This window comes from Aphanothece microscopica RSMan92 (assembly GCF_046613545.2).
In the GTDB taxonomy this organism is placed as follows: Bacteria; Cyanobacteriota; Cyanobacteriia; order PCC-6307; family Cyanobiaceae; genus NIES-981.
Genome location: NZ_JBKKKY020000009.1, coordinates 52,367 through 75,742, shown reverse-complemented (window position 1 = coordinate 75,742; position 23,376 = coordinate 52,367). Strand labels below are relative to the sequence as shown.

Annotated in this window: 20 protein-coding genes and 1 tRNA gene; 12 read left to right on the top strand and 9 right to left on the bottom strand. The window is 71.6% G+C overall.

The features are described 5' to 3' along the window. Positions 1–108: 108 nt before the first annotated feature. The 3 genes from pepN to ACLD7X_RS04325 form a co-directional block, all read right to left on the bottom strand. On the bottom strand, positions 109–2,826 hold the full coding sequence (gene pepN, locus ACLD7X_RS04335; protein ID WP_411422254.1) for an aminopeptidase N: 2,718 nt from the start codon (positions 2,824–2,826) through the stop codon (positions 109–111). A 5-nt stretch (positions 2,827–2,831) separates the two neighbouring features. Next, the gene (locus tag ACLD7X_RS04330) at positions 2,832–3,338 is read right to left on the bottom strand and encodes a hypothetical protein (RefSeq protein WP_412006721.1); all 507 of its coding nucleotides are present in this window, start codon (positions 3,336–3,338) and stop codon (positions 2,832–2,834) included. A 63-nt stretch (positions 3,339–3,401) separates the two neighbouring features. Then, positions 3,402–3,929 (bottom strand): hypothetical protein, encoded by a 528-nt coding sequence (locus tag ACLD7X_RS04325; protein ID WP_411422252.1) that lies wholly within the window; start codon positions 3,927–3,929, stop codon positions 3,402–3,404. A 114-nt stretch (positions 3,930–4,043) separates the two neighbouring features. Here ACLD7X_RS04325 and ACLD7X_RS04320 point away from each other — a divergent pair, with 114 nt between their 5' ends. Beyond that, positions 4,044–5,201, top strand: coding sequence for a histidine kinase (locus tag ACLD7X_RS04320; protein ID WP_411422251.1), 1,158 nt, complete (start codon positions 4,044–4,046; stop codon positions 5,199–5,201). A 61-nt stretch (positions 5,202–5,262) separates the two neighbouring features. Continuing rightward, positions 5,263–5,335 (top strand) — tRNA-Glu (locus ACLD7X_RS04315). A gap of 99 nt (positions 5,336–5,434) precedes the next feature. Here the strand turns inward: ACLD7X_RS04315 and ACLD7X_RS04310 are convergent. Then, the gene (locus tag ACLD7X_RS04310; RefSeq protein ID WP_411422250.1) at positions 5,435–5,953 is read right to left on the bottom strand and encodes an SRPBCC family protein; all 519 of its coding nucleotides are present in this window, start codon (positions 5,951–5,953) and stop codon (positions 5,435–5,437) included. Between the two features lie 176 nt (positions 5,954–6,129). Here ACLD7X_RS04310 and ACLD7X_RS04305 point away from each other — a divergent pair, with 176 nt between their 5' ends. The 6 genes from ACLD7X_RS04305 to ACLD7X_RS04280 all read left to right on the top strand — a co-directional run bounded on the left by ACLD7X_RS04305 (position 6,130) and on the right by ACLD7X_RS04280 (position 12,917). Then, positions 6,130–7,296, top strand: coding sequence for a phycobilisome linker polypeptide (locus tag ACLD7X_RS04305; RefSeq protein ID WP_412006722.1), 1,167 nt, complete (start codon positions 6,130–6,132; stop codon positions 7,294–7,296). 176 nt (positions 7,297–7,472) lie between these two features. Beyond that, positions 7,473–8,996, top strand: a complete 1,524-nt coding sequence (gene zwf / locus ACLD7X_RS04300; RefSeq protein ID WP_412006723.1) for a glucose-6-phosphate dehydrogenase — start codon at positions 7,473–7,475, stop codon at positions 8,994–8,996. A gap of 42 nt (positions 8,997–9,038) precedes the next feature. Continuing rightward, complete coding sequence (locus ACLD7X_RS04295; RefSeq protein WP_411422248.1) at positions 9,039–10,337, top strand: glucose-6-phosphate dehydrogenase assembly protein OpcA; 1,299 nt, start codon at positions 9,039–9,041, stop codon at positions 10,335–10,337. A gap of 23 nt (positions 10,338–10,360) precedes the next feature. Continuing rightward, entirely contained in the window at positions 10,361–11,830 is a 1,470-nt protein-coding gene (locus ACLD7X_RS04290) for a cobyrinic acid a,c-diamide synthase CobB (protein WP_411422247.1), read from the top strand. Further along, positions 11,827–12,081, top strand: coding sequence for an acylphosphatase (locus tag ACLD7X_RS04285; RefSeq protein ID WP_411422246.1), 255 nt, complete (start codon positions 11,827–11,829; stop codon positions 12,079–12,081). The genes ACLD7X_RS04290 and ACLD7X_RS04285 overlap by 4 nt, the downstream gene beginning before the upstream one ends. Before the next feature lie 122 nt (positions 12,082–12,203). Beyond that, entirely contained in the window at positions 12,204–12,917 is a 714-nt protein-coding gene (locus tag ACLD7X_RS04280) for a GAP family protein (RefSeq protein ID WP_411422245.1), read from the top strand. Between the two features lie 10 nt (positions 12,918–12,927). Here the strand turns inward: ACLD7X_RS04280 and ACLD7X_RS04275 are convergent, their stop codons facing one another. From ACLD7X_RS04275 to crtE, 3 genes are read right to left on the bottom strand one after another with little or no spacing between them, the layout of a single operon-like run. Continuing rightward, positions 12,928–14,388 (bottom strand): AAA family ATPase, encoded by a 1,461-nt coding sequence (locus ACLD7X_RS04275; RefSeq protein ID WP_411422244.1) that lies wholly within the window; start codon positions 14,386–14,388, stop codon positions 12,928–12,930. Next, positions 14,385–14,948, bottom strand: a complete 564-nt coding sequence (locus ACLD7X_RS04270) for a divergent PAP2 family protein (protein ID WP_411422243.1) — start codon at positions 14,946–14,948, stop codon at positions 14,385–14,387. Before ACLD7X_RS04270 ends, ACLD7X_RS04275 begins: the two co-directional genes overlap by 4 nt. Continuing rightward, positions 14,945–15,904, bottom strand: coding sequence for a geranylgeranyl diphosphate synthase CrtE (gene crtE, locus ACLD7X_RS04265; protein ID WP_411422242.1), 960 nt, complete (start codon positions 15,902–15,904; stop codon positions 14,945–14,947). The genes ACLD7X_RS04270 and crtE overlap by 4 nt, the downstream gene beginning before the upstream one ends. A 168-nt stretch (positions 15,905–16,072) precedes the next feature. Between crtE and ACLD7X_RS04260 the strand changes: the two genes are divergently transcribed. Then, a complete protein-coding gene (locus ACLD7X_RS04260) occupies positions 16,073–17,416 on the top strand; it encodes a hypothetical protein (protein ID WP_411422241.1) in 1,344 nt (447 codons plus the stop codon). Between the two features lie 30 nt (positions 17,417–17,446). Here the strand turns inward: ACLD7X_RS04260 and folD are convergent, their stop codons facing one another. After that, positions 17,447–18,328: a bifunctional methylenetetrahydrofolate dehydrogenase/methenyltetrahydrofolate cyclohydrolase FolD gene (gene folD / locus ACLD7X_RS04255; protein ID WP_411422240.1), complete on the bottom strand. Its 882-nt coding sequence runs from the start codon at positions 18,326–18,328 to the stop codon at positions 17,447–17,449. 66 nt (positions 18,329–18,394) lie between these two features. Here folD and ACLD7X_RS04250 point away from each other — a divergent pair, with 66 nt between their 5' ends. Further along, a complete protein-coding gene (locus ACLD7X_RS04250) occupies positions 18,395–20,476 on the top strand; it encodes an HDIG domain-containing metalloprotein (protein WP_411422239.1) in 2,082 nt (693 codons plus the stop codon). A gap of 26 nt (positions 20,477–20,502) precedes the next feature. Here ACLD7X_RS04250 and ACLD7X_RS04245 read toward each other — a convergent pair whose 3' ends face one another. After that, the gene (locus ACLD7X_RS04245) at positions 20,503–21,024 is read right to left on the bottom strand and encodes a hypothetical protein (RefSeq protein ID WP_411422238.1); all 522 of its coding nucleotides are present in this window, start codon (positions 21,022–21,024) and stop codon (positions 20,503–20,505) included. Between the two features lie 123 nt (positions 21,025–21,147). Here ACLD7X_RS04245 and ACLD7X_RS04240 point away from each other — a divergent pair, with 123 nt between their 5' ends. Both ACLD7X_RS04240 and ACLD7X_RS04235 read left to right on the top strand, forming a co-directional pair. Then, positions 21,148–22,683, top strand: coding sequence for a peptide ligase PGM1-related protein (locus tag ACLD7X_RS04240; protein WP_411422237.1), 1,536 nt, complete (start codon positions 21,148–21,150; stop codon positions 22,681–22,683). Positions 22,684–22,753: 70 nt separating this feature from the next. After that, positions 22,754–23,374: a hypothetical protein gene (locus ACLD7X_RS04235; RefSeq protein WP_412006725.1), complete on the top strand. Its 621-nt coding sequence runs from the start codon at positions 22,754–22,756 to the stop codon at positions 23,372–23,374. Positions 23,375–23,376 lie beyond the last annotated feature (2 nt).

The following is a 23,376-nucleotide window of genomic DNA, read 5'->3' as shown; positions in this document are numbered from 1 at the left end:
TCCATGCCGGACCCGAGGGCGGCGCCGCGCGGCGCGCCGCCTTCCGCCGGCTGCACCAGGAGATCCGCTCAGGCCTACCCGGCAGCAGGTAGGGGCAGAGGCCAGGGCTCAGGGGCCCTCTCCAACGCCCTCTGCAGCCGCGAGACACTGGTCCACCACCTCGCGGGTGTTGGTGGAGAGCTCAGCGGCGGCCAGCTCGGAGAGGGCGTCCCGCATGCGATGGCGGCGTTCGGGGCCATAGCTCTGCCAGCGGCTGAACACCTTGGCCATGCGGGAGGCGGTGATCGGGTTGCGGTGATCCAGCGCGGCGATCTGCGCCGCCATGAAGCGATACCCCCGCCCATCGGCGGCGTGGAAGACCGGGGTGTTGCCCGCCAGTCCCCCCAGCACAGCCCGCACGGAATTGGGCGCGGCCGGGTCGTAGCGCGGATGCTCCAGCAGGCGGGCCACCCGCTCCAGCCCATCCTGGAAGGGGGCTGAGGCCTCCAGAGCGAACCAGGCATCGAGGATCACCGGCCGGTCCTGCCAGCGCCGGTAGAAGGCCTCCAGGGCAGCCTGCCGTTCCGGCACCGCCAGACACTGCAGGGCGCGCAGGCCGGCACGGGCCAGGGTCATCGAGGGACCGTCGACGGCGTGGCGGGCCGCCTGCAGCACATCGGCATCGCCGGCCGCGGCCCGCCAGGCCCAGATCGTGCCGGTGAGACGGCGGGCACCGCTGCCCTCGGGCCAGGACAGGCCCCACTGGGGCCGGCAGCGGTCCAGGGCGGAGCGCAGCGGATCGGCCAGGGCTTCGCCGAACAGCCGCTGCAGGGCCAGCAGGGCCTCGAACAGGGCCGGAGGATCCGGCTCGGCAGCGGCATCCTCCAGCTCCGGCAGGCCCGGCAGGGCCATCAGCACACTGCGGCTGGCCTCGGAGAGAACGGGATCCTCCAGGATGCGCTGGAACGCCACGACCAGGGCTTCCTCCAGCCCCCCATCCGGGTGGCCGGCGGCCCGGGCGAGGACCGCCTGGCGCAGCAGCAGCTGGGCCGCATCCCAGCGGGCGAAGGGGTCGCTGTCGTGGGCCAGCAGATGCACCAGCTCGCTGCTGGGTCGACCCAGCGCGAGCTTCACCGGAGCCGAGAAACCACGCAGCAGCGAGAGGGCCGGCGGATGGGGCTGGCGGGGCAGCCCCACCAGCCGCAGGCTCTGGTCCTCCCGGTCAATCACCAGCAGGCGGGTGCCCCGGCCCCAGGGCAGCGAGGACCCGGGGAGTGCATCGGGATCCTCCCCCTCGAACCGCACCGGCAGGGGGAGGCCCGCCTGGTCGATCAGCCCCATCGCCAGGGGGATCACCAGGGGCAGCTTGTCCGGCTGCCCCGGCGTGGCTGGGGTGTGCTGACGGATCTGCAGCTCCAGCAGGCCGGCCTCGCCATCCCAGTGGCGGCGGATGTGCAGTTCCGGAGTGCCGGCCTGGTGGTACCAGCGGCGGAACTGCTCCCCGGAAAAGCTGGGGAGGGCAGGGCTGCCCTCGGCCCAGGCCCGCTCGGCGGCATCCAGCATCGCCTGCAGGAAGTCGTCGCAGGTGGCGGCACTGCCGTCATGGCGGCTCACATACAGCGCCATGCCCTGCATGAAGGTCTCCTCGCCCAGCAGGGTGTGGAGGGTTCTGATCACCTCAGCACCCTTTTCGTAGATCGTCGTCGTGTAGAAATTATCGATGGCCTGGTAAGCGTCCGGCTGCACCGGATGGGCCGTGGGGCCGGCATCCTCCCGGAACTGGGTGTTGCGCAGCAGCGAAACGTTCTCGATGCGATTCAGGGCCTGGCCGTGGAGATCGGCCGTGAAACTCTGATCCCGAAAGACGGTGAGTCCTTCCTTGAGCGAGAGCTGGAACCAGTCCCTGCAGGTGATGCGGTTGCCGGTCCAGTTGTGGAAGTACTCATGGGCCACTACGCTCTCGATGCGCTCGAGCTCTGCATCGGTGGCGGTTTCGGCATCGGCCAGCACGAGCTTGGAGTTGAAGATATTGAGACTCTTGTTCTCCATGGCGCCCATGTTGAAGTGGCGCACGGCGACGATGTTGAACTCGTCGAGGTCGTATTCGAGGCCATAGCGCTGCTCATCCCAGGCCATCGCCCGCTTGAGCGAGGCCATCGCGTGGGCGGTGTACGGCGCATCGCCCGGCTCCACATGGATGCGCAGCTTCACCGGGCGGCCGCTGGCCGTGGTGAACAGGTCGCTCACCTCCTCCAGGCGCCCGGCCACCAGCGCGAAGAGATAGGAGGGCTTGGGGAACGGGTCATCCCAGACCGCGTAGTGGCGCCCCTGGCCGGCGGGATCCTCCAGCAGGCCGGCCTCGATGCAGTTGCCGTTGGAGAGGAGCACCGGGCAGGCCTGGCGATCGGCCTCGATCCGTACCCGGAACGGACTGAGCAGATCGGGGCGGTCGGGATGAAAGGTGATGCGCCGGAAGCCCTCGGCCTCGCACTGGGTGGTGAACAGCCCACCGCTGACGTAGAGCCCCTCGAGGGTGGTGTTGGTCTCCGGGTGGAGCCGCACACGGCTCTCCAGCACGAACGGCCGGGCCGGCGGGGCCTCGAGCACCAGGCCATCCTCCAGCAGGCGGCAGGCCGGGGGCGCCAGCGCCACGCCATCGAGCCGGAGCTCCAGCAGCTCCAGTTCCAACCCCCGCAGCAGCAGGGGGCCGGGGAAACCCGCGGGGTTCGGCACGAGCTCCAGCCGGGTGTCGACCTCGGTGTGATCGGCGAAGAGCCGCACCGTCAGGTCGGTGCGCGCGATCAGGCAGGGGCTGGGACGGTAGTCCGCGAGGCGCACCGTGGCCATGGGGCTCAGTTGCGGGTGGGTGGGGTCTGGGCGGGTTTCGGCGTCTCGGGCGTCTCGGTGGCGCCGGCCTGCTTCAGGGCGGCATCCACCATGCTGCGCACCTCGTCCGGCACCTCCTTCGGGCAGACCTCCGCGGCGCCCAGAACCGCGGAGTTGATCGATCCCTTGCGGAGATCCTCCAGGCTCAGGGGCTTGGCCCCCACCTGGGTGATGGCACCGGCATGCTGGCCCTGGATCACCTGGGCGATCGTCTCCCCGGCGATGGCGACGGCCTTGTCGAACTCCACGCCTGCCGCCCGGGCGATGCAGACGTTGACGGCGGCGATGCGGGTGTAGAGATCCATCTCCGCTTCGGTGGCCGGAGCGGCCAGGGCTGGGGCGGCTGCCCACCACAACGGCAGAGCCAGGGCAGGGGCCAGCAGCAGCAGGCCGTAGCGGCGGAGCAGGAACACCAGGCAGCGGATCCGGATGGTTCCATGCTGCTGCATCGCCCGCTCCGGCGATCGCGGCATGGGGCGACCGGAGCGGGCACGCACAGCCAGGGAACGGCCAGGCAGGGCAGGGGAAGCCAGTGCTCAGGCCACCAGGGCGACCCCGGCCTCCTCGACCCGGATCTCATGGTGGGTCTCCGCCAGCTCCAGGGCGCCGTCCCGCCAGGAATAGATCGACCGGGCGCGGTAGCGGTCCTGATCCACCAGACGGATGTGCTCGAGGATGTCCCATTCCTGGAAGTGGGACTCGAAGATCAGCTCGTGCTCATCCACCTGCCGGATCTGGCTCTTGGTGGGGCTGCCGCAGAGGTAGCCGCGGCTGCGCCGCAGCTGGTGCCCACACAGGTAGGCCTCCATGGTGCCGGTGGGAACGAAGCGGGGTTTGCGCTCGAAGAAGGCGTGGTCCTCGTCGGGCCACCAGGTGAACCGGTAGGCGGCCTCCCCTTCGATCGGCTCGGAGAAGGCTTCCACCCGCAGCATCATGTCGACCCGCAGGGCCTCCCCATCCGAGAAGAAATACAGCCGGCGGGAGCGCCACAGACCCAGGTTGCGGGAAAACCAGCGCCGCAGGCTGCTGTCCAGCTGGATCCGGCTTGGGGCGGCACTGCGCATGGGTTGGGAACACCAGTCCTGGGAAGGGGCCTGATCCGGACGACCGGTCAGGACACGTTCCTTTTCTCATAGCCACGATGGACCGGCCATGCCCAGACCCCATAACGTGGCTGCGTGAGCACGGATCCCTCGCTGACAGGCGCGCTCCCCGGCGAGCGGCAGGTTCTCCAGTTGTTGCTGGTGGCTACCAGCCATCATCTGGCCAGTCCTGATCTGCGCACCCTGCTCCAGTTCCTCCGCCAGGAGGAGCTGGGTTTCGAGGTCAACCTGGAGATCGCCGATCCCCGGCGTCAGCCCGAACTGCTGGAGCTGCACCGGCTGCTGGCCACCCCCGCCCTGGTCAAGCTGGCCCCACCCCCCAAACAGGTGTTCGCGGGCAATCCGATCACCCAGCGGCTGCAGAGCTGGCTGCCCCGCTGGCAGCACGTGGAGGCGGTCAAGGGTCTGGGTCTGCAGCCGAACTCCCTGGACTTCGATGGCAGCCGCTCCCAGCGGGAACTGCAACTGGAGGACCAACTGCTGGTGCTGCGTCAGGAGAACGAGACCCTGATCGAGCGCCTCGGCGTCCAGGAGCGCCTGCTCCGCATGGTCGCCCACGAACTGCGCACCCCGCTCACGGCGGCCAAGCTGGCCATGCAGAGCCACGCCCTCGGCCAGATCGATGAACGCCGCTTCCAGGATGTGGTGCGGCGGCGGCTCAACGACATCGAGGAGCTCTCCAAGGACCTGCTGGAGGTGGGAACGACCCGCTGGGAGGCCCTGTTCAACCCGAAGCGTCTGAGCCTGGGGAAGCTGGCGGCGGAAACCATCCTGGAGCTGGAGAAGCTGTGGGTGGGGCGGGAGCTGCGCCTGGTGACCGACATCCCGGCCGACCTGCCGGACGTGTTCGGCGATGAGCGGCGGATGCACCAGGTGCTGCTCAACCTGCTGGAGAACGCCTTCAAGTACACCCCGGAGCAGGGCAAGGTGAGCCTGACCCTGCTGCACCGCACCGACCAGTGGGTGCAGGTGAGCATCTGCGACAGCGGCCCCGGCATCCCAGCGGAGGAACAGCAGCGGATCTTCCAGGACCGCGTGCGCCTGCCGCAGACCGCCGACACCACCTCGGGCTACGGGGTGGGGCTCTCGGTCTGCCGGCGGATCGCCGAAGTCCATGGCGGCCGGATCTGGGTGGCGTCCCAGCCGGGGGAAGGGGCCTGCTTCCACGTGACCGTGCCGGTCTGGACCGGACAGCGCCAGGCTGCCTTGACGAAGGGTCACCCTGACCCGTAGCTTCCTTCCATCAGCACAACGGCCAAGACACCAGTCCTGAAGCCGTTCCTGCTGTGGCCTCGCCCCCATCGTCTAGAGGCCTAGGACACCTCCCTTTCACGGAGGCGACAGGGGTTCGAATCCCCTTGGGGGTATGCATCCAGCTTCCGTTGCGGGCGGAAGCGCAACGCTCACGCTGGACGTCCTATACCAGGTCCCTCCGCCGGCTCAGCGGGGGCTGATGAGGCCGGTTCTCAGGCGAGTCCGGCGCGGCGCATGGCTTCGAGCTGAACACCCCGCAGGTTGTTGGCCAGGTCGTCCCGCAGCCGCTGCTCGATCAGCCCGATCGGCATGCCGGGGCGGCCCTGCACGATCAGTTCGTAGAGAAGGCTGGTGATCGAGCCGTCGTGGTGGATCCGCCACATGCCCTCGAAGCGCCGGAAATCACCCCGGTTCATCGCGAAACGCAGCTCACCGGCTTCGCGGTCTTCCTCGAGTTCCAGCTCCACCTTGGCGGTGAAGCGCATCCCGCAGAACTGCTGGGTGCCCACCTGCTCGAGGCAGACCCGGTTGCCACGACGCCAGAGCTGGCGGGAGCTGGCGAGGTTGGGGATGAAGCGGCTGAGATTGGCGTAATCGGTCAGCACGCTCCAGAGAAAATCCGGCTCGAGGCCCAGCCGCAGCTGCACAGCCAGGCGGCGGGTCCCCTGGGACAGCCGCTCCATGTCCTGCTGGATGGTGTCGAGACTGCAGCTGCCGCTGAAGGAAGACATCGGCCCAGGGGCCTCGGGCCCGGCAGTCGAGGACGGAGCAACGAGAGGCGATGCGAGGAGCTGCGCCAACGGGAGCTGTGTGTGCTGCGGCACAAACCTAAGCCGTTCCGCCAGAGATCGACGGTTCGGTGTGTTTCCTATGATCAGCCGGATTTTTTGCCGGAGACCCAGCCATCATGCGTGTTTCAACGGGCAGCGCCTCTCAGTCCGACAGCCGCATGGTCACCGTGGTGGTCGAAGCCTTCGGCATCGGCCGCCAACGTCAGGCTGAACGACGTTTCACGGTGCCCTTCCCCCAGCTGCAGAGCACGATGCAGACCATCGCCCGCCAGGGTGGTCGCATCACCGCCGTCGAGGTCGCCGGCGCGCTCTCGGCGACGGCCACCGACGCCCCCGCAGCCTCCCCTGCCCCGGCCCCCGCCGCTGCTCCTTCGAAACCCGCCGCCGTGTCCCACGCCGCCGTTCCCGTCAACCTCTACAAGCCGAAGGACCCGTTCCTGGGCACCGTCACCGAGAACTACAGCCTGCTGGCGGAGGGGGCCATCGGCCGGGTGAACCACATCACCTTCGACCTGGCCGGTGGCGATCCCCAGCTCCACTACGTGGAAGGCCAGAGCATCGGCATCATTCCCGACGGCACCGATGCCAACGGCAAACCCCACAAGCTGCGCCTCTACTCGATCGCCAGCACCCGCCACGGCGACAACATGGCCGATCACACGGTCTCCCTCTGTGTGCGCCAGCTGCAGTACGAGAAGGACGGCGAGACCATCAACGGCGTCTGCTCCACCTTCCTGTGCGACATCGAGCCCGGTGCCAAGGTGAAGATCACCGGCCCGGTGGGCAAGGAGATGCTCCTGCCCGAAGACGAGGAGGCCAACGTGATCATGCTGGCCACCGGCACGGGGATCGCTCCGATGCGCGCCTATCTGCGCCGCATGTTCGAGCCTTCCGAGCGCGAGAAGAACGGCTGGAACTTCCGCGGCAAGGCCTGGCTGATCATGGGTGTGCCCACCACGGCCAACCTGCTCTACGACGCCGATTTCGAGCACTACCAGAGCCAGTTCCCGGACAACTTCCGCTACACCAAGGCGATCAGCCGCGAGCAGAAGAACGCCAAGGGCGGCCGCATGTACATCCAGGACCGGGTGCTGGAGAACGCCGAGGAGATCTTCACGATGATCGAAGATTCCAGGACCCACGTCTACATGTGCGGCCTGCGGGGCATGGAGCCCGGCATCGACGAAGCGATGACCGCCGCGGCTTCGGCCAAGGGCATCGACTGGAGCGAGCTGCGGCCCCAGCTCAAGAAGGCCGACCGCTGGCACGTGGAGACCTACTGATCTGCGGGCCACTGAACCTGCAGGCCGTGGGCGCACCAGCGCGCCCGAGCGCCTCGACCAGGCCCGCCGAACGGCGGGCTTTTTTCGTGTTCGCACACAGAAGGGGTCACAAAGCCGCCGGCAGTCCTGGGCATCGGCGCTGGGGTCGTTAAACCAGAAGGACCAGCCCACCCCCCATGGCCGCCGTCCTGACCAATCCCCTGCGGATCGGCCTTCGCCAGGAGCGGGTCATTCCGCCCCAGAGCATCGTCATCTTCGGGGCCAGCGGTGACCTCACCCACCGCAAACTGGTCCCCGCCCTGTTCGAACTGCACCGGCAGCGGCGCCTGCCCAGCGAGTTCGCCGTGCTGGGCTGTGCCCGGCGGCCCTGGAGCGACGACGAGTTCCGCTCGCGCATGGCCACGTCGCTGGCCAGCACCATCGCGGAGGATCCCGCCGCCTGGGAGGCCTTCGCGGCCGGGCTCTTCTACGAGCCCGCCGATCTCTCCAATCCGGCCTCGATCGTGAAGCTGGGCGAGCGGCTCGAGAGCATCGACCGGCTGCGGGCCACCCGCGGCAACCGCACCTTCTACCTGTCGGTGTCGCCGGCCTTCTACGGCAGTGGCACCCGCGCCCTGGCCGCCGCGGGACTGCTCAGCGATCCCGAGCGCAGCCGGGTGGTGATCGAGAAGCCCTTCGGCACGGACTATCCCAGTGCCCAGGAGCTCAACCGGGTCGTGCTGGGGTGTGCGAAAGAGAAGCAGATCTTCCGCATTGACCACTACCTCGGCAAGGAGACGGTTCAGAACATCCTGGTGCTCCGCTTCGCCAACACCATCTTCGAGCCGATCTGGAACCGCAACTACATCGCCAACGTGCAGATCACGGCGGCGGAAACGGTGGGGGTGGAAGAGAGGGCCGGGTACTACGAGACCTCCGGTGCCCTGCGCGACATGGTGCAGAACCACCTCACCCAGATGCTGGCCCTGACCACGATGGAACCCCCCGGCCGCTTCGATGCCGAGGCGATCCGCAACGAGAAGGCGAAGGTGCTGCAGGCCGCCCACCTGGCCAACGAGAGCGAGCCCTGGAAGTGCTGCGTACGGGGCCAGTACAGCGCCGGGGGAAGCAAGAACCGCCCGATCACCGGCTACCGCGACGAGCCCGGGGTGAACCTCAACAGCACCACGGAGACCTACGTGGCGATGAAGCTGTTCATCAACAACTGGCGCTGGCAGGGGGTGCCCTTCTACCTGCGCACGGGCAAGCGGCTGCCCAAACGCCTCTCCGAAGTGGTGCTCACCTTCCGCGAGGCACCGGTGCACCTGTTCGACGCCGCCAGTGGCGCCCCGACCCCCAACCAGCTGATTCTGCGCATCCAGCCGGACGAGGGGGCCGAGATCAAGTTCGAGGTGAAGGCACCCGGTTCCGGCATGCGCAGCCGCCCCGTGGACATGGCCTTCAGCTACGACGAGAGCTTCGGGGAACCCAGCGACGAGGGCTACGTGCGCCTGCTGGCCGACGCCATGCTCGGCGAACCCACCCTGTTCACCCGCAACGACGAGGTGGAGGCCGCCTGGCGCCTCTACACCCCCCTGCTGGAGCTGATCGAGGATGCGCCCTGGCAGCTGCCGGTGCATCCCTACGAGGCCCGAACCTGGGGCCCGGCCGCCGCCGACAACCTGCTGGCCGAAGACGACCTGGTGTGGCGTCGTCCCTGAACACCCGCCGCTTCCCGCCTGCTTCTCCATCGCCCCGCCCCGATGTCCGCCCAGCTCACCCTCCAGGCCCCCACAGCCCTTCCCCCCGCCGATGTGGCGCCCTACCTGGAACGCCTCTGGGGGGAGGACCTGCAGCATTCCAACGGCGCGGCCACCTTCACCCTGGTGGTGTACGAGCCCTCCTGGCTGCAGCAGCAGCTGATCCGCACCGGCCGCATCCAGGGGCCGCTCACCGGCCTGATGGAAGCGGAGCTGATCGAGGCCGCCAAGGCGGCGGTGCCGGCCCTCGACCTGCCGTTCAGCACGGCGGTGATGGACCAGCGCCTGGCCTGGCGGCTGGGACAGCAGCCCGGCAGCCAGGAGGCCGAAGACCTGCGCGGCCAGTTCGTGGACAGCGCCATCAGCTCCCACATGCCGCGGCGTCTGATCACCCTGGCCCCCACTGTGGACGGGGGCCGGCCCCTGGAGACCCTGGTGGCGGCCTACTGTCCCCTGCCCGAGGAGGGGGCCGGCGGTCCGGCCTGCGGTGACGTGGTGGTCCTGCGGGGGGGGCGCGATGTGCTGAAGAGCAAGCTCGAGCTGGTGCAGCCGCTCATCCCGGACGAGCTGCCCTGCTGGGTGTGGTGGAACAGCAGCCTGGACGAGGCCCCGGAACTGCTCGACGCCCTCGCCCCGCCCCCCCGTCGCCTGGTGGTGGACAGCTCCCTGGGCCAGCCGCGCCGCTGCATCGACCTGCTGGTGCAGCGGATCGCGGTGGGGCAGGCGGTGAACGACCTCAACTGGCTGCGGCTGCGCAGCTGGCGGGAATCGCTGGCGATGGTGTTCGATCCGCCCTCACGGCGCGATGCCCTCGATCACGTGGTGCAGCTGGACATCGACGTGGAGGGTGACCATCCGCTCAAGGGGCTGCTGCTGGCGGCCTGGCTCGCCGACCGCCTCGGCTGGCAGCTGATCGACTCCTACCCCGTGGACGCCGACGGTGCCGGCTCCGGCATCGGCGCCGAGTTCCAGCGGGCCGATGGCTCGTCGGTGCAGTTCCGGCTGATGCCGGTGCCGGTGGGCAGCCCCAAGATTCACCCGGGCGCCCTGGTGGGCCTGCGGCTGATCTGCGCTCCCGCCGGGCGGCCGCCGCTGTGCGTGATCCTGTGCTCGGAGTCCGGCGGCTGCATGCGCCTGGAGGCCGGCGGCATGGCCTCGATGGAGCTGGCGGAGGACGTGGTGCCCCTGCCGAACGAGAGTGAGGAGGTGGAGGTGGCCCGGTTGCTGTCCGGCGGCCATGACACCACCAACCCCCTTCTGGCCGGTGCGGCCCCGATCGCTGCCAAGCTGCTTCCCAGTTAGGGCCGGGCCGGCCCCCCACGCCCTTGCCCTGCCTGATTGCGGCGCCCTGCAGCGGCAGCGGCAAGACCCTGCTGTCGCTCTGCCTGGCGGCCCTGGCCCGGGAGCGGGGCCTGCGACTGCAGCCCTTCAAGGTGGGCCCTGACTACCTCGATCCCCAGCTGCTGAGCCGGGTGAGCGGCCTGAGCTGCCGCAACCTCGATCCGCTGCTGTGCGGCGAGGGGTGGGTGCAGGCCTGTTTCCACTGGCACGGCAGCCGGGCCGACCTGGCCCTGGTGGAGGGGGTGATGGGCCTGTTCGACGGCCGCGGCCCGGGCACGGACGGCAGCTCGGCGGCGGTGGCCCACCTGCTGGATCTGCCGGTGGTGCTGGTGGTCGAGGCCTCCCGCCAGGCCGGCTCCCTGGCCGCCCTGGTGCGGGGCTTCCGCGACCATGGCCCGCCACGGGTGCGGCTGGCCGGCGTGGTGCTCAACCGGGTGGGGAGCGAACGCCATCGGGCCCTGCTGGCGGAGGCCCTGGCGAGCCTGGCGGTGCCCCTGCTCGGGGTGCTGCCCTCCGACCCTTCCCTGGAGCTGCCCTCCCGGCACCTGGGCCTGCTGCCCCCGGGGGAGCTGCCGGACCTTCCAGAGCGCCAGAGGGTGTGGGCCAGCCTGGCCCGGCGTCACCTCGACCTGGAGCGGCTGTGGCCCCTGCTCGCCCCCCCGCTGCGGGGATCGGTCGGGGAGGATCCGGTGCGTGGGCTGCTGCGGCGCCAGGCCACCCCCCCGGCGGCCACCCTGGCCCCCGCCGCCACCGAGCGGCTGCCGGTGGTGGCCGTGGCGCGGGACGCCGCCTTCCATTTCCGCTACCCGGAGGCCGACGAGTTCCTGCGCGGCTGCGGCCTGGAGCCCCACGCCTGGAGCCCGCTGGCGGATGAGGATCTGCCGGCGGGTTGCCGGGCGGTGCTGCTGCCCGGCGGCTACCCGGAACTGCATGCCGCCCAGCTGGCATCCAGCCGCCGCAGCCTCGGCGCCCTGGGCCGGGCGGCGGCGGCGGGGATCCCGATCGCGGCGGAGTGCGGCGGGCTGCTGCTGCTGGGCCGGACGCTGGTCGATCCGCAGGACCGCCCCCACGGCATGGCGGGCCTGCTGCCCTTTTCGGCCCGACGCGGCCCGCTGAGCCTGGGCTACCGCGAGGCCACCGCCTGCGGGGATGGCCTGCTGGTGCGGCGCGGGGAGCGGTTCGTCGGCCACGAGTTCCATCGCTGGCAGCTCGATGGCGTGGCCGATCCGGGCGGACTGTGGCAGGTTGAAGGATGGGGCAGCCTCTGCCGGAGCGAAGGATGGAGCACACCGACCCTGCACGCCAGCTGGCTGCATCTCCACTGGGCTGGATGCCCGGCGATTCCCTCACGGATGGCCGCCGCCGCCGCGCGCAGCGGGCCGCTGTCACCGAGCGGCGGTTCCTCCACCCCAACGAAGCGCGCCGGGGTGAGACCAAGCAGCGCTGGCGCATGATCGTGGGCGGCAGGGTGCAGGGGGTGGGCTTCCGGGCCGCCTGCTGCGCCCGGGCCCAGAGCCTGGGCCTGGGGGGCTGGGTGCGCAACCTCCCTGACGGCTCGGTGGAAGTGCAGGCGGAGGGCCCCACCCACGAGCTGGGCGAACTGCAGCGCTGGTGTGGCACCGGCCTGCCGCCGGCGCAGGTTCACGGCGTCAGCACGGAGCCGCTGGCCCTCACCGGCGAGGACTGGTTCGAAGTTCGCCGCTGAGACCGTTCGTCACTGAAACTGTTCGCCGCTGAAACCGGTCACCGGTGGGCAGCGGTGCCAGAACTTGGTGCCATTCCGTGCTGTCATGCCGTGGTGTCGTCCCGCGCTGATCGCCTGGCCCCATGACCATGCCCACCCTCGCGGCGCCCCCGCTGCCCCACCTGCTGGGGGACCTCGCCGCCTTCGGCCTGGCGATCGGCCTCTCCCCCCTGCACATCGCCCTGCTGCTGCTGCTGCTGCTCGGGGCACGCCCCCTGGAGCGGGGGAGCTGGTTCGTGCTCGCCTGGCTGGTCACCACCGGCCTCGTGGTGACGGCCCTGCTGACGGTGGGTCATGGCCTGCTGCTGACGATGGCGAAGGGCACGGTCCACCGGACCGGCCTGGACCTGCTGGGGGCCGGCGCCCTGCTCGCCCTCGGTCTGCGGGAACTGCTCAGCCGCTCGGAGGAGACGTCGCCGCCGGGATGGACCGACAGGCTCGAGCACTTCGTCGCCCTGCCGCTGCCGCTGCTGCTGGGCGTGAGCGCAGCGCTGCAAATCCTCAGCCCGGACAACCTGGTGCTGTTCGCCAAGGCCGCGGGGACCCTGCTGGAGGCTGGACTGGCACCCGGCCAGGAGGTGGCGGCGACGGCGCTGTTCGCCCTGACCAGCGGTCTGCTGCTGCTGGCCCCCCTGCTGGCTCTGGTGGTGGCCGGCCGCGAGCGCCTGCTGCCCTTGCTGCAGGGCGGCAAGGCGTGGCTGTTCGCCCGGGGCGACCTGCTCCTGGGCCTGGTCAGCCTCAGCTTGGCGGGCTACCTGGGCTGGCAGGGCATCGAGGGGCTCGGCATGCCGCTCTGATCAGCTCCGATCAGCCCATCGCGTCATCCTGCAGCCAGTCGGCCCAGATCCGGGCCTCGTCGCGGGCGGCCGGCGTCGCCATCAGGGCCACGGACTCGCTGGCGCGGCTCACGGCCACGTAGAGCAGCTGGCGGCGGAGCACCGGGTCCTGGGGCCAGAAGACATCGGCATCGACGAACACCTGGGCGAAGGTGCTGCCCTGGCTGCGGTGCACCGTGAGCACCGCGGCGGGTCCGAGGGCGGCGAAGGCATCCCGCACCAGGAAGAAGCGCCGCCAGAGGGCCTTGCCCTCCCGCTTTCCCGCCAGCCGGGCCTGCTGGCGCAGCCGCGCCAGCACGGCCTCGAGGGCGGCGCGCCCCGGGGAGGCCAGCGCCGGCAGCAACCGCAGCGTCAGCTGGGTTTCCCCCGTCTCGACCGTGGCGGTGAGGGTGTCGATCACCGGCACCGCCAGCTCCCCGCCCAGGTCGGCGCTGCTCAGCCCGAAATCGGCCAGGTCGCAGCGCTCCGGGGTCACATCCCGCACCACCAGCTCCCGGTTCGAGCCCAGCACCATGTCGGGCTCCTCGGCGGCGTCCTCCCCCTCGCGGCAGGCCGGAGCCATCACCGCACTGCGGCTGATCAGCACCTCCCCGGGCAGCACGGGCAGCTGGTCGGCCATGGCGCCATGCAGGGCCCGCCGGGCAATCGGCACCAGCCGCTCCAGCGAACGGTTGGTGTAGCAGAGGATCCTGGCCAGATCTGGGTTGTCCGTCTCGGCGCTGCGGCGCATCGCGTCCTGGGCGGCCCGCAGCCAGTCGGAACGGTTGAGCAGGGCCACCATGCCCTCGGCGGTCCGCACCGGCGGCAGGGGCGGTGGCGGCCGGCCGGGCAGGATCGCCTCGCGGATGCCGCGGGCCAGCCGCAGCACGGGCCCCTGGTGCCGCACCACTTCGGTGAGCTGCGAGCCGGCGGAGCGGCCCAGGGCGAACACCGGGCTGCGCGGCTCGGCCACCGGGGGCAGCTGGGCGGGATCCCCGACGAACACCAGACGGGTGCGGAACGGGTGGGCACAGCGCAGGGTGATCTCGAGCAGGTCGCTGTCGACCATCGAGGCCTCGTCGATCAGCACGAGCCCCAGGTGCTCCAGCGCCCCGGCGGTCTGCTCGGTCTCCTCGCAGCGCTCGCGATCCCCCTGGCGCCTGAGCTTGAGCCGCAGCAGCCGGTGGATGGTGGAGGGGTACCAGGTCGGCGCGAGGCCGGCGCGGCGCAGGTGGTCCCGCAGCACGCCCACCGCCTTGTGGGTGGGGGCCACCACGGTCCAGCACAGGCCTGCGGCCTCCGCCTGGGCCAGGAAGGCCATCGAGAGGAAGGTCTTGCCGGTGCCGGCGTAGCCGCTGAGCACGAAGGGGGTACCCTCTGCCGGCCCCGCCAGCCAGGCGGCGAAGGCCTCGGCGGCGGCCTGCTGGTCGGCGGTGAGGGCCAGGGCGCTCAAGCCAGCTGGGGGAGGATCCCCCAGCGCAGGGCCAGCTCCAGCGGCGAACCCACGAACACCAGGCCGGGCAGGGCCACGGCGGGCCCCATCAGGCTGCCGATCAGCACCTCCAGGCGGGTGTGCCCCAGGTTTTCCTTCAGGGGGGGACGGGGCGGCACGGCTCCCGACGCGGCGACGGCCGGCTCCGGATCCCCGGCGGGGCCGGGCCAGAGGGTGTCGGGCAGGCCATTCAGCCGCTGGGCGGTGAGACCGGCGGCACGGCGCACCCCCGCCGCGTCGTAGAGCACCACGAAACACAGCGTGGCCGCCAGGGCGAAGAGGGGATCGCCGAATCCCTGCTGCCAGCCGAGGGCCGCCGTGGTGCCGGTGAGCAGGGCGGAATGGCTGGAGGGCATGCCGCCGGTCTCGAACAGCACGGCCGGCCGCCAGCGGCGGTGCTGCACCAGTTCGATCAGCAGCTTGGAGAGCTGGGCCAGGCCACAGGCCGCCAGCCCCCACCAGAGAACCCCGTTGCCGAAGAGTGCCGTGAGGGGGCTGAGGTCATGGGCGACCGCCATCATCGATCGCGGCTCGTGATGTAGTCCGCCAGGGCCAGCAGGGGAGCGGCCCTGCCCTCCGCGGCGAAGGGGGCCAGGGCCGCCTTGGCCTCGGCCACCAGGTCCTCGGCCCGCTGACGCGACGCCTCCAGGCCGAGCAGTTTGGGGTAGGTGGTCTTGTCGGCGGTGAGGTCCTTGCCGGCCGTCTTGCCCAGCACCTCACTGCTGGCCGTCACATCGAGGATGTCGTCGATGATCTGGAAGGCCAGGCCGATGCCGCGGGCGTAGGTGCGCAGGGCCGTGAGCAGGTCGTCCGGGGCCCCGGCGATCATGGCGCCGGTGATCACACAGGCCCGCAGCAGCGCGCCGGTCTTGTGGAGGTGGATGTACTCGAGGGTGTCGAGGTCCACATCCTTGCCCTCGCACTCCAGATCCACCACCTGCCCCCCCACCAGCCCGGGGGCGCCGGAGGCCAGGCTCAACTCGCCCACCACCCGCAGCAGGCGCTCGGCGGGGATATCCGGACTGCGCAGGGCGACCATCTCGAAGGCCCGGGTGAGCAGGGCATCGCCGGCCAGGATCGCGTTGGCCTCGCCGTAGACCTTGTGGTTGGTGGGCCGGCCGCGACGGAGATCGTCGTCGTCCATGGCGGGCAGGTCGTCATGGATGAGCGACATCGTGTGGATCATCTCCAGGGCCACGGCAGTGGGCAGGGCCCGGTCGCCGTCGCCACCGGCCAGTTCACAGGCGGCGAGGCAGAGGATCGGACGGAGACGCTTGCCGCCGGCCAGCAGCGAATAACGCATGGCCTGGCGCAGGGATTCGGGACGCTCGGGCCCCAGGGCGCCATCGAGGGCCGCCTCCACCCGCAGCCGGGCCGCCTCCAGATAGGCCCCGAAATCGAACCCCGGCGGAGCCTGGCCGACCGCGCTTCGCTCCCCGGTGTCCGGGCCAGAAGTGCCGCCAGGGGTCGTGCTCACCGCCGCAGTCATGGGGGATCGGGATCGGCGGCGATTCTCTCAGGCGATCTCCCGCCGTTCCGGCCGCCTGCCGCGAGCGCACACACTAGGCAACCCATACCCCCGCCAAGACATCCACCCCATCGGGCCGGGGGGCTCACACTGGAGATCGTCCCCGGAACGCTGCCCATGGTCCTGCCCCAGCTCCTGAACGCCGCCGAACGTCGGGCCCGCATCAGCGCCGCCGCGGCCGCCGCCGTGCGGGACCACTGGGTGACCCTGCACGACGGCCCCCGCACGGTGCCGGCCGCCCCGCTGGGCCAGGAGCTGCTGGTGTACCGGGTGGACAACGGCCGCCTGCTGGCCGATCTGGAGGAGCGGCTGGGCGCCCGGCCCGACGGACTGCCGAAGCTGCACGCCGAGGAAGCCAGCCCCCGCACCCAGGCCCTGCTCCACGACCTGCTGGTCACCAAGGCGCGGGATCCGCGCGGACCGATCCTGCAGGAACTGCAGCGCCTGGCGGTGCAGACCGAGCCGCTGCTGGTGGACGCCGAAGGGGTCGTGATCAACGGCAACCGGCGACTGGCGGCGATGCGCACCCTGCTGGACACGGACCCGGAGCGCTACGGCCGCTTCCGCGAACCCCTGGTGGCCATCCTGCCGCCGGAGGTCAGCCGGGCCGACCTGGAGTATCTGGAGGCCAGCCTGCAGATGGCTCCCGAGACCAAGCTGGCCTACGGCTGGGTGGAACGGCGGCTGAAGCTGCGGGAGCAGCACGACCGGCTGGGCCTGGCCGACGACTGGATCAAGGAGGCCTACCGCCTGGGGGATCCCGCCCAGCTCGCCCGGGAGCTCGGCGAACTGGCCCTGGCCGAGGATTTCCTGGAGACCTTCGCGTCGGCGCCGCGGCGCTACTCGTCGATCGCCGATGCCGAAGCCCTGTTCGTGGGGCTGGCGGCGCAGCTGGAGGGCCTGCCGCGGCGGCTGCAACGGCCCTGGCGGCAGCTGGGCTTTCTGCTGATCGAACGCCGGGAGGGCCTCGATCCCGCCCTGCCGAAGCACTTCCCGTTCAGCCCGCCGCCGACCCCCCAGCTGCCGGCCCTGACCCTGCAGCGCCTGGGGCAGGACTGGGGCCTGGGCGACGCCTCCGACGAGGCCGGCGCGCCCGAACTCTCCCGTTCCCTGCTCCAGGAGCTCACCCGGATCGCGAGGGCCCCCCACCGGCGCCCCGTGCGGGCCGCCGCCGTGCAGGAGGCCCTCGATGCGGTGCGGCTGCAGATCCGCCAGGGCCAGACCCCCCAGAAACTGCTCAACAACCTGCGCCAGAGCCGCAAGCTGCTGGAACGTCTGCGGCCCGAGCAGCTGCAGGACCAGGACCGCCACCACCTCCAGGGGGAACTGGCCGCCCTCGCCGCCCAGGGTGCGGTGCTGCTGGGGCCCCAGGCAGCCCCTGGTGTGGCCGCCAGCCGGCCCCGCCCGCTGCGCCGGTCGCTGCCGCGGCGGCTGGGGGACTGGCTGCGCCGGCGCCGCTGATCCGGTCGGGCCTCAGACCACCAGGTCCGTTCAGACCACCAGATCCGTCAGGTCGTGGTCGAGGCCATGGCGGCGGCACCAGGCCACCACGGTGTTGACCAGCAGCATCGTGACCGTCATCGGGCCCACCCCGCCCGGCACCGGCGAGAGGGCGGAGGCGAGGGGCTCCACCTCGGCGGCGCGCACATCGCCGCAGAGTCCGCCCTCCGGCCGGCGGTGGATGCCCACGTCGACCACGACGGCCCCCGGCCGCACGTGCTCGGCACCGACCATCTCGGGTCGACCGGCGGCCACCACCAGCAGATCGGCCTGGCGGGTGAGCGCCGCCAGCTCGCGGGTGCGGGAGTGGGCCACGCTGACGGTGGCATCGGCGGCCTGGAGCATCAGGGCCATCGGCTTGCCGACGAGGATGCTGCGGCCCACCACCACGGCCCGGCAGCCCGCCAGCGCGATGCCATGGCGGGCCAGCAGGGCCATCACGCCCGCCGGGGTGCAGCTGCGGGGCCCGGGTTCGCCCTTGAGCAGGCGCCCCAGGTTGAGGGTGTGCAGGCCATCGGCATCCTTCTCCGGGTCGATGGCTTCCAGCAGCGGCCCCTCATCCAGGCCGGCCGGGAGGGGCAGCTGCAGCAGGATGCCGTCCACGGCGGGGTCGGCGTTGAGGCGCCGGATGGTGGCCAGCACCTCGGCGGCGGGCGTCGCGGCGGCCAGATGGGCGCCGTGGCTGGCGATGCCGACCCGGGCGCAGGCCTTCTCCTTGTTGGCCACATAGACACCGCTGGCCGGGTCGTCGCCCACCCGCAGCACGGCCAGGCCGGGGGCCCGGCCCACCCGCTCGAGGCGCTCCGCGATGGTGCGGGACAGCCGGGCTTCGATCTCGGCTGCCAGTTGACGCCCATCGAGACGGGTGGCCATGGATCAGAGCGTTGCTGTGCCACCAGCTTGCAACGCGGAAGCCGCCGTGGCGGCTAGCGTCCTGGGATGCTTGGGTGGCCGTTCACCAGCGGGCTTCAGCGCCGGCTGAGAAGACTCTGGCGGCGATGGCTGCGCACGGAGTGTCCGCTCCAGGCCCCGGCCTGCTGGCGGGGCCAGGACACGGCGTCGGTGCTGCTGGTCTGCGCCCTGGTGGCCCTGCTCACCAGCTGGCCCTGGCTGGCGGAACCCAACCTGCGGCCAGGGATGGTGGCGCCGTTCACCTACCGCGCAGAGAAGGCCGCGCGGGTGGTGGACAGCAGCGCCCTGGATCAGCGGCGCGAACAGATGCTGCCGCGCACCACGGTGCAGGTGGTGGACGAGCAGGCGAGCATGGTGCTCCGCCGCCAGCTCGATGACCTGCTCCAGGCGATCGAGGCGGGTGCCAGCAGCGGTCAGGCCCGGGTCGAACCGGTGACGCTCAGCGAGGAGGAACGCCGCTGGCTGAAGGGCCTGAGCAGCGTCGCGCTTACCGGCTGGAGCCGGGACGTGCGCCAGGCCCAGCTGCGCATGCTCAGCCAGGGCCTGGCACCGGGGGTGTCGGAAGGCCAGCTGCTGCAGGCCGCCACCCTGCAGCTGGAGCGCCTCCCCCCCCAGGCCCGCAACCTCGGGGCCCGGCTGCTGGTGCACACCCTGCAGAGCCAGTCGAACCTGCGCAGCGACCCGGCCCTGAGCCAGCGGCGCATCGAATCGCTGATCACCCAGCAGGGCATTCCCACGATCGGCGTGAAGCAGGGCGATCTGGTGGTGCGCCAGGGCGAGACGATCAACGCCCAGGCCTTCGACGTGCTCGATTATTTCGGCCTGGTGAACCGGCGGCCGCGGCCGCTGGCCTGGCTGGCCCACTTCCTCGAGGCCCTGGCCATCTGCGGCGTGATGGTGCTGCTGCTGCGGCGCTGGCGCACCAGCCTGGAGCCGCGGCAGGCCCTGCTGGCCCTGGTGACGCTGCTGGCCGTGCAGGGGATCCACCTCTGGCTCGGTCCGCTGGCCAGTCCGATGGTGCTGCTGGTGCCCCCCACCCTGTTGCTGGCCCAGGGGCTGGGCACGGCCTGCGGCCTCGCCTGGCTCGCCGCCGCCAGCATGCTCTGGCCGCTGCCGCTGAGCGCGATCCTCGGGCTGCGCCTGCTGCTGGCGGCGGCCACCGCCGGCATCGCCGCCGTGCTGGCCGGCCGCCAGCGCAGCCGGGCGGAGCTGCTCCAGCTCGCCGTGCTGCTGCCGGCCGTGGCGCTGCTGGTGCAGTGGATGCTGCTGCAGGGGCGGGGGCAGCCCGGCCAGGTCGATCTGATCAGCGAGGCGCTGCTGCTGGCCGGGCTGCTGATGGCCGGCCTGCTGCTGGCGCCCCTGGTGGAGACCTTCTTCGGGCTGATGACGCGCACCCGGCTGCTGGAGCTGGCCGACCTGGAGCGTCCCCTGCTGCGGCGCCTCTCCTGTGAGGCCCCGGGCACCTTCGAGCACACTCTGATGATCGCCGGCCTGGCGGAGGAGGGGGCCCGCAGCATCGGGGCGGATGTGGATCTGGTGCGCACCGGCGCGCTGTACCACGACGTGGGCAAGCTGCATGGCCCGAAGTGGTTCATCGAGAACCAGGAGGAGGGCGCCAACCCCCACGACCAGCTCGATGACCCCTTCGCCAGCGCCGCGATCCTGCAGGCCCACGTCGACGAGGGGCTGAAGCTGGCGCGGCGCTACCGGCTGCCGCGCCCCCTGGCGGACTTCATCCCGGAGCACCAGGGCACCCTCAAGATGGGCTACTTCCTGCATCAGGCCCGGGAGCGGGATCCCTCGATCCCCGAGGCGATGTTCCGCTACCGGGGGCCCACGCCCCGCAGCCGCGAGACCGCGATCCTGATGCTGGCCGATGGCTGTGAGGCGGCCCTGCGCTCCCTGCCCCCCGGCACGAACGAAGCCGAAGCCCGCACGATGGTGCGCCGCATCCTCGAGGCACGGCAGCGCGATGGCCAGCTGGCCCAGAGCGGCATCAGCCGGGCGGAGCTGGAACTGCTGATCCGGGCGTTCGTGCGGGTGTGGAAGCGGATGCGCCACCGCCGCATCCCCTACCCGATTCCGCCGCGGAAGGCCTTCAGCGCCTGAGCCGGGCCTTGGTCTGGGACTGGGCGTCAGGAGCGCAGCTCTTCCCAGGCCTCCAGCAGCCGGTAGGCCGCCATGCGGCGGTGCCAGAGCTCCGGATCGCCGCCGACATCGGGGTGCCACTCGGGCAGGCTGCGCCGCCAGGCCGCGCGGATGGTCGACCAGGAACTGCCGGGCTCCACCCCCAGCTCGAGGCAGGCCCTCCCGTAGTGGTCGAGGCCGTGGGCGGCCGCTGGCCGCAGCAGCTGGCGCTGCCGCGACGGCCGCCAGCTCTCAGGAGGGCGGCGGGGGCCGGGCGCCCGCAGGTGCTCCGGCGAGCGGCGCCAGGGGAGCACGGCGGTCTGGACGAGGCCGCGGCCCAGGAAGAGGGCACCGGCCAGGGCAAAGATGGCCGGAGACCAGCGCATGGCCAGCGTGTCGGCGGCCAGATGGGTGTTGCCACGGCGCAGATGGGCTTTGGCGCCCTCCTCGATGAAACCGGCCACCAGCACGGCCAGGCCGAGGCTGGCCAGACCCATCAGCAGCGAGGCGAGGGGACGGGGACGGTTCATGGGCCCACACCCTGCGACTGCTGGGACGCACGTTACCGGCGGTGGCAAGGCGGCGACTCGGCAGCAGGATGGGGCAGAGCGGCCCACCCGCCCCGACCGGCCCACCCGTCTCCAGGTCCAGCCGTGCCCCTCCCGCCCCTCCGCTTCCGGGAGCTGCAGCGTCAGCTGCAGCCCTCCTGGGGGCACACCACCGAAGGCCGGGGGCCGGACGTGGACGTGCTGATGGTGCCGTCGCTGTCGATGGACCAGAGCCAGATGGACCTGGTGACCGGGTCGCACCACTACGAGGAACGCCAGCTGTTCGCCCTGATCGGGCTGCGCCACCCCGGCGTGCGGATGCTCTACGCGAGCAGCAAACCCCTGGGCGAGCTGGTGGTGGATGCGGTGCTGGAGCTGCTGCCCGGGGTCCCGACCTCCCACGCCCGGCGGCGGCTGCACCTGTTCGACACCGACGACGCCTCGAACCGCCCGCTCACGGCCAAGCTGCTGGAGCGGCCCGCCCTGCTGGCCCGCATGGCCGAGCTGCTGCGGCCGGGCCGCAGCTTCATCAGCTGCTTCGTGGTGAGCGATCTGGAACGGCAGCTCTCCGAGCGGCTGCAGGTGCCGCTGCTGGGAACCCCACCGGATCTGCTGCACTGGGGCAGCAAGGCGGGCAGCCGTGCCCTGTTCGCCCGCTGCGGCGTGCCCCACCCGCCCGGCACGGAGGCGGTGCATGACCTCGAACGGCTGGCGGAGGCCACCGCCGAACTGTGGGAGGCCCATCCGGAGCTGCGCAGCTGCGTGGTGAAGCTGAACGAGGGCTTCAGCGGCGAGGGCAATGCGCGGCTGGCGCTGGAGCCGCTGCAGCTGGACCAGCTCTCGGGCCGGGAGCGGCGCCAGCGGTTGCGCACCGCCCTCGACACCCTGCCGATGCCCTCGCCGCGCTGGCGGGAGCTGCTCAGCCAGCAGGGCGCTCTGGTGGAGGCCTGGCTGGAGGGGGGCGCGGAGCTGCGCTCCCCGAGCGTGCAGGGCACGATCCATCCCGGGGCGGAGGGCCGGCCGGGGGGCGTGGAGGTGCTCTCCAGCCACGAGCAGGTGCTGGGCGGCCCGGGGGGGCAGACCTACCTGGGCTGCCGCTTCCCGGCGGCCGACCCCTACCGGCAGGAGCTGATGCGCCACGGGGCGCGGGTGGGCGAGGCGCTGGCCCAGGAGGGGGCACTGGAGCGCTACGCGGTGGACTTCATCGCGCGCCGCTTCGGGGAGCGCTGGGACCTGCAGGCGATCGAGATCAACCTGCGCCAGGGGGGCACCACCCATCCCTACATGGCCCTGAACGCGATCACCAGCGGCCGGCTGGAGCCCGGCGACGGGCTCTACCGCTCGCCCACGGGCACGCCGCTCTTCTACCGGGCCACCGACAACCTCTGCTCACCGCAGCTGCGGGGCCTGCTGCCGATCGACCTGATCGACATCGTGGCCGAGGCGGGGCTGCACTACGACCCGGCCCAGCTGCGCGGCAGCGTGTTCCACCTGCTCGGCTGCCTGTCGGAGTACGGCAAGCTGGGCATGACCTGCATCGGCCGCAGCGCGGCGGAGGCCGAGGCCGTGTACCGGGCCACCGAGCAGCGGCTGGTGCAGGCCGCCGCCCAGCGCGGCAGGCCCGGCATTGACAGCCCGTGACGGCAGGGGTTGGGTGGGTGCCCTCCCCCCTATCTTTCCCATCACCCGCGCGCCCCTCACGCCCTCGGCCATGGTGCCCCCCAACCCCCGATCCAGGCCCCCGGCAGCCGCCCTGGCGCTCGCCCTGCTCGCGGCGGGGGTGCTGCTGGGCAGCTGCCAGAACCGTGCGCAGCAGGCCGAGCGCCAGCGCCAGGAGCAGGCGCTGCAGGCGGCAGCAGCCCAGCGGCGGGCGCTCGATGCCCTGGTGGAGCGCTGCCGGGCAGGCCAGGCGGAGCTGGTGAAGGCGGCCGATGCGCTGGCCGCCACCGAAACCGCCCTGGCCAACCTGCAGCAGCGGCGCTACAGCGCCACCGCCAGACCCAAGGCGCCGGATCCGGCCGAGCTGCAGCGCTTCACGATCAGCGACCAGGAGCTGGAGCGCGAACGCCACCAGCAGGCCGTGCAGGCCTGGCAGCAGAAGGAGCAGCAGCGCCGGGCGCGCTGGCAGGCGGAGCAGCGGCAGGAGCGCCAGCGGCTCGTGGCACGCCGGGAGCAGCAGCGCCAGGCGCTGGTGAAGGCCAACCCGGCGGTGCTGGCTGCCGGCTCCGACGCCGCTCTGAACGCTGGCCTGAATGCCGGTCTGAACAGCGAGGCCCTGGCGGCCTACCGCAGCTGCGAGCGCGACAACCTGGCCAGCCTGAAGCGCCCCTGAGC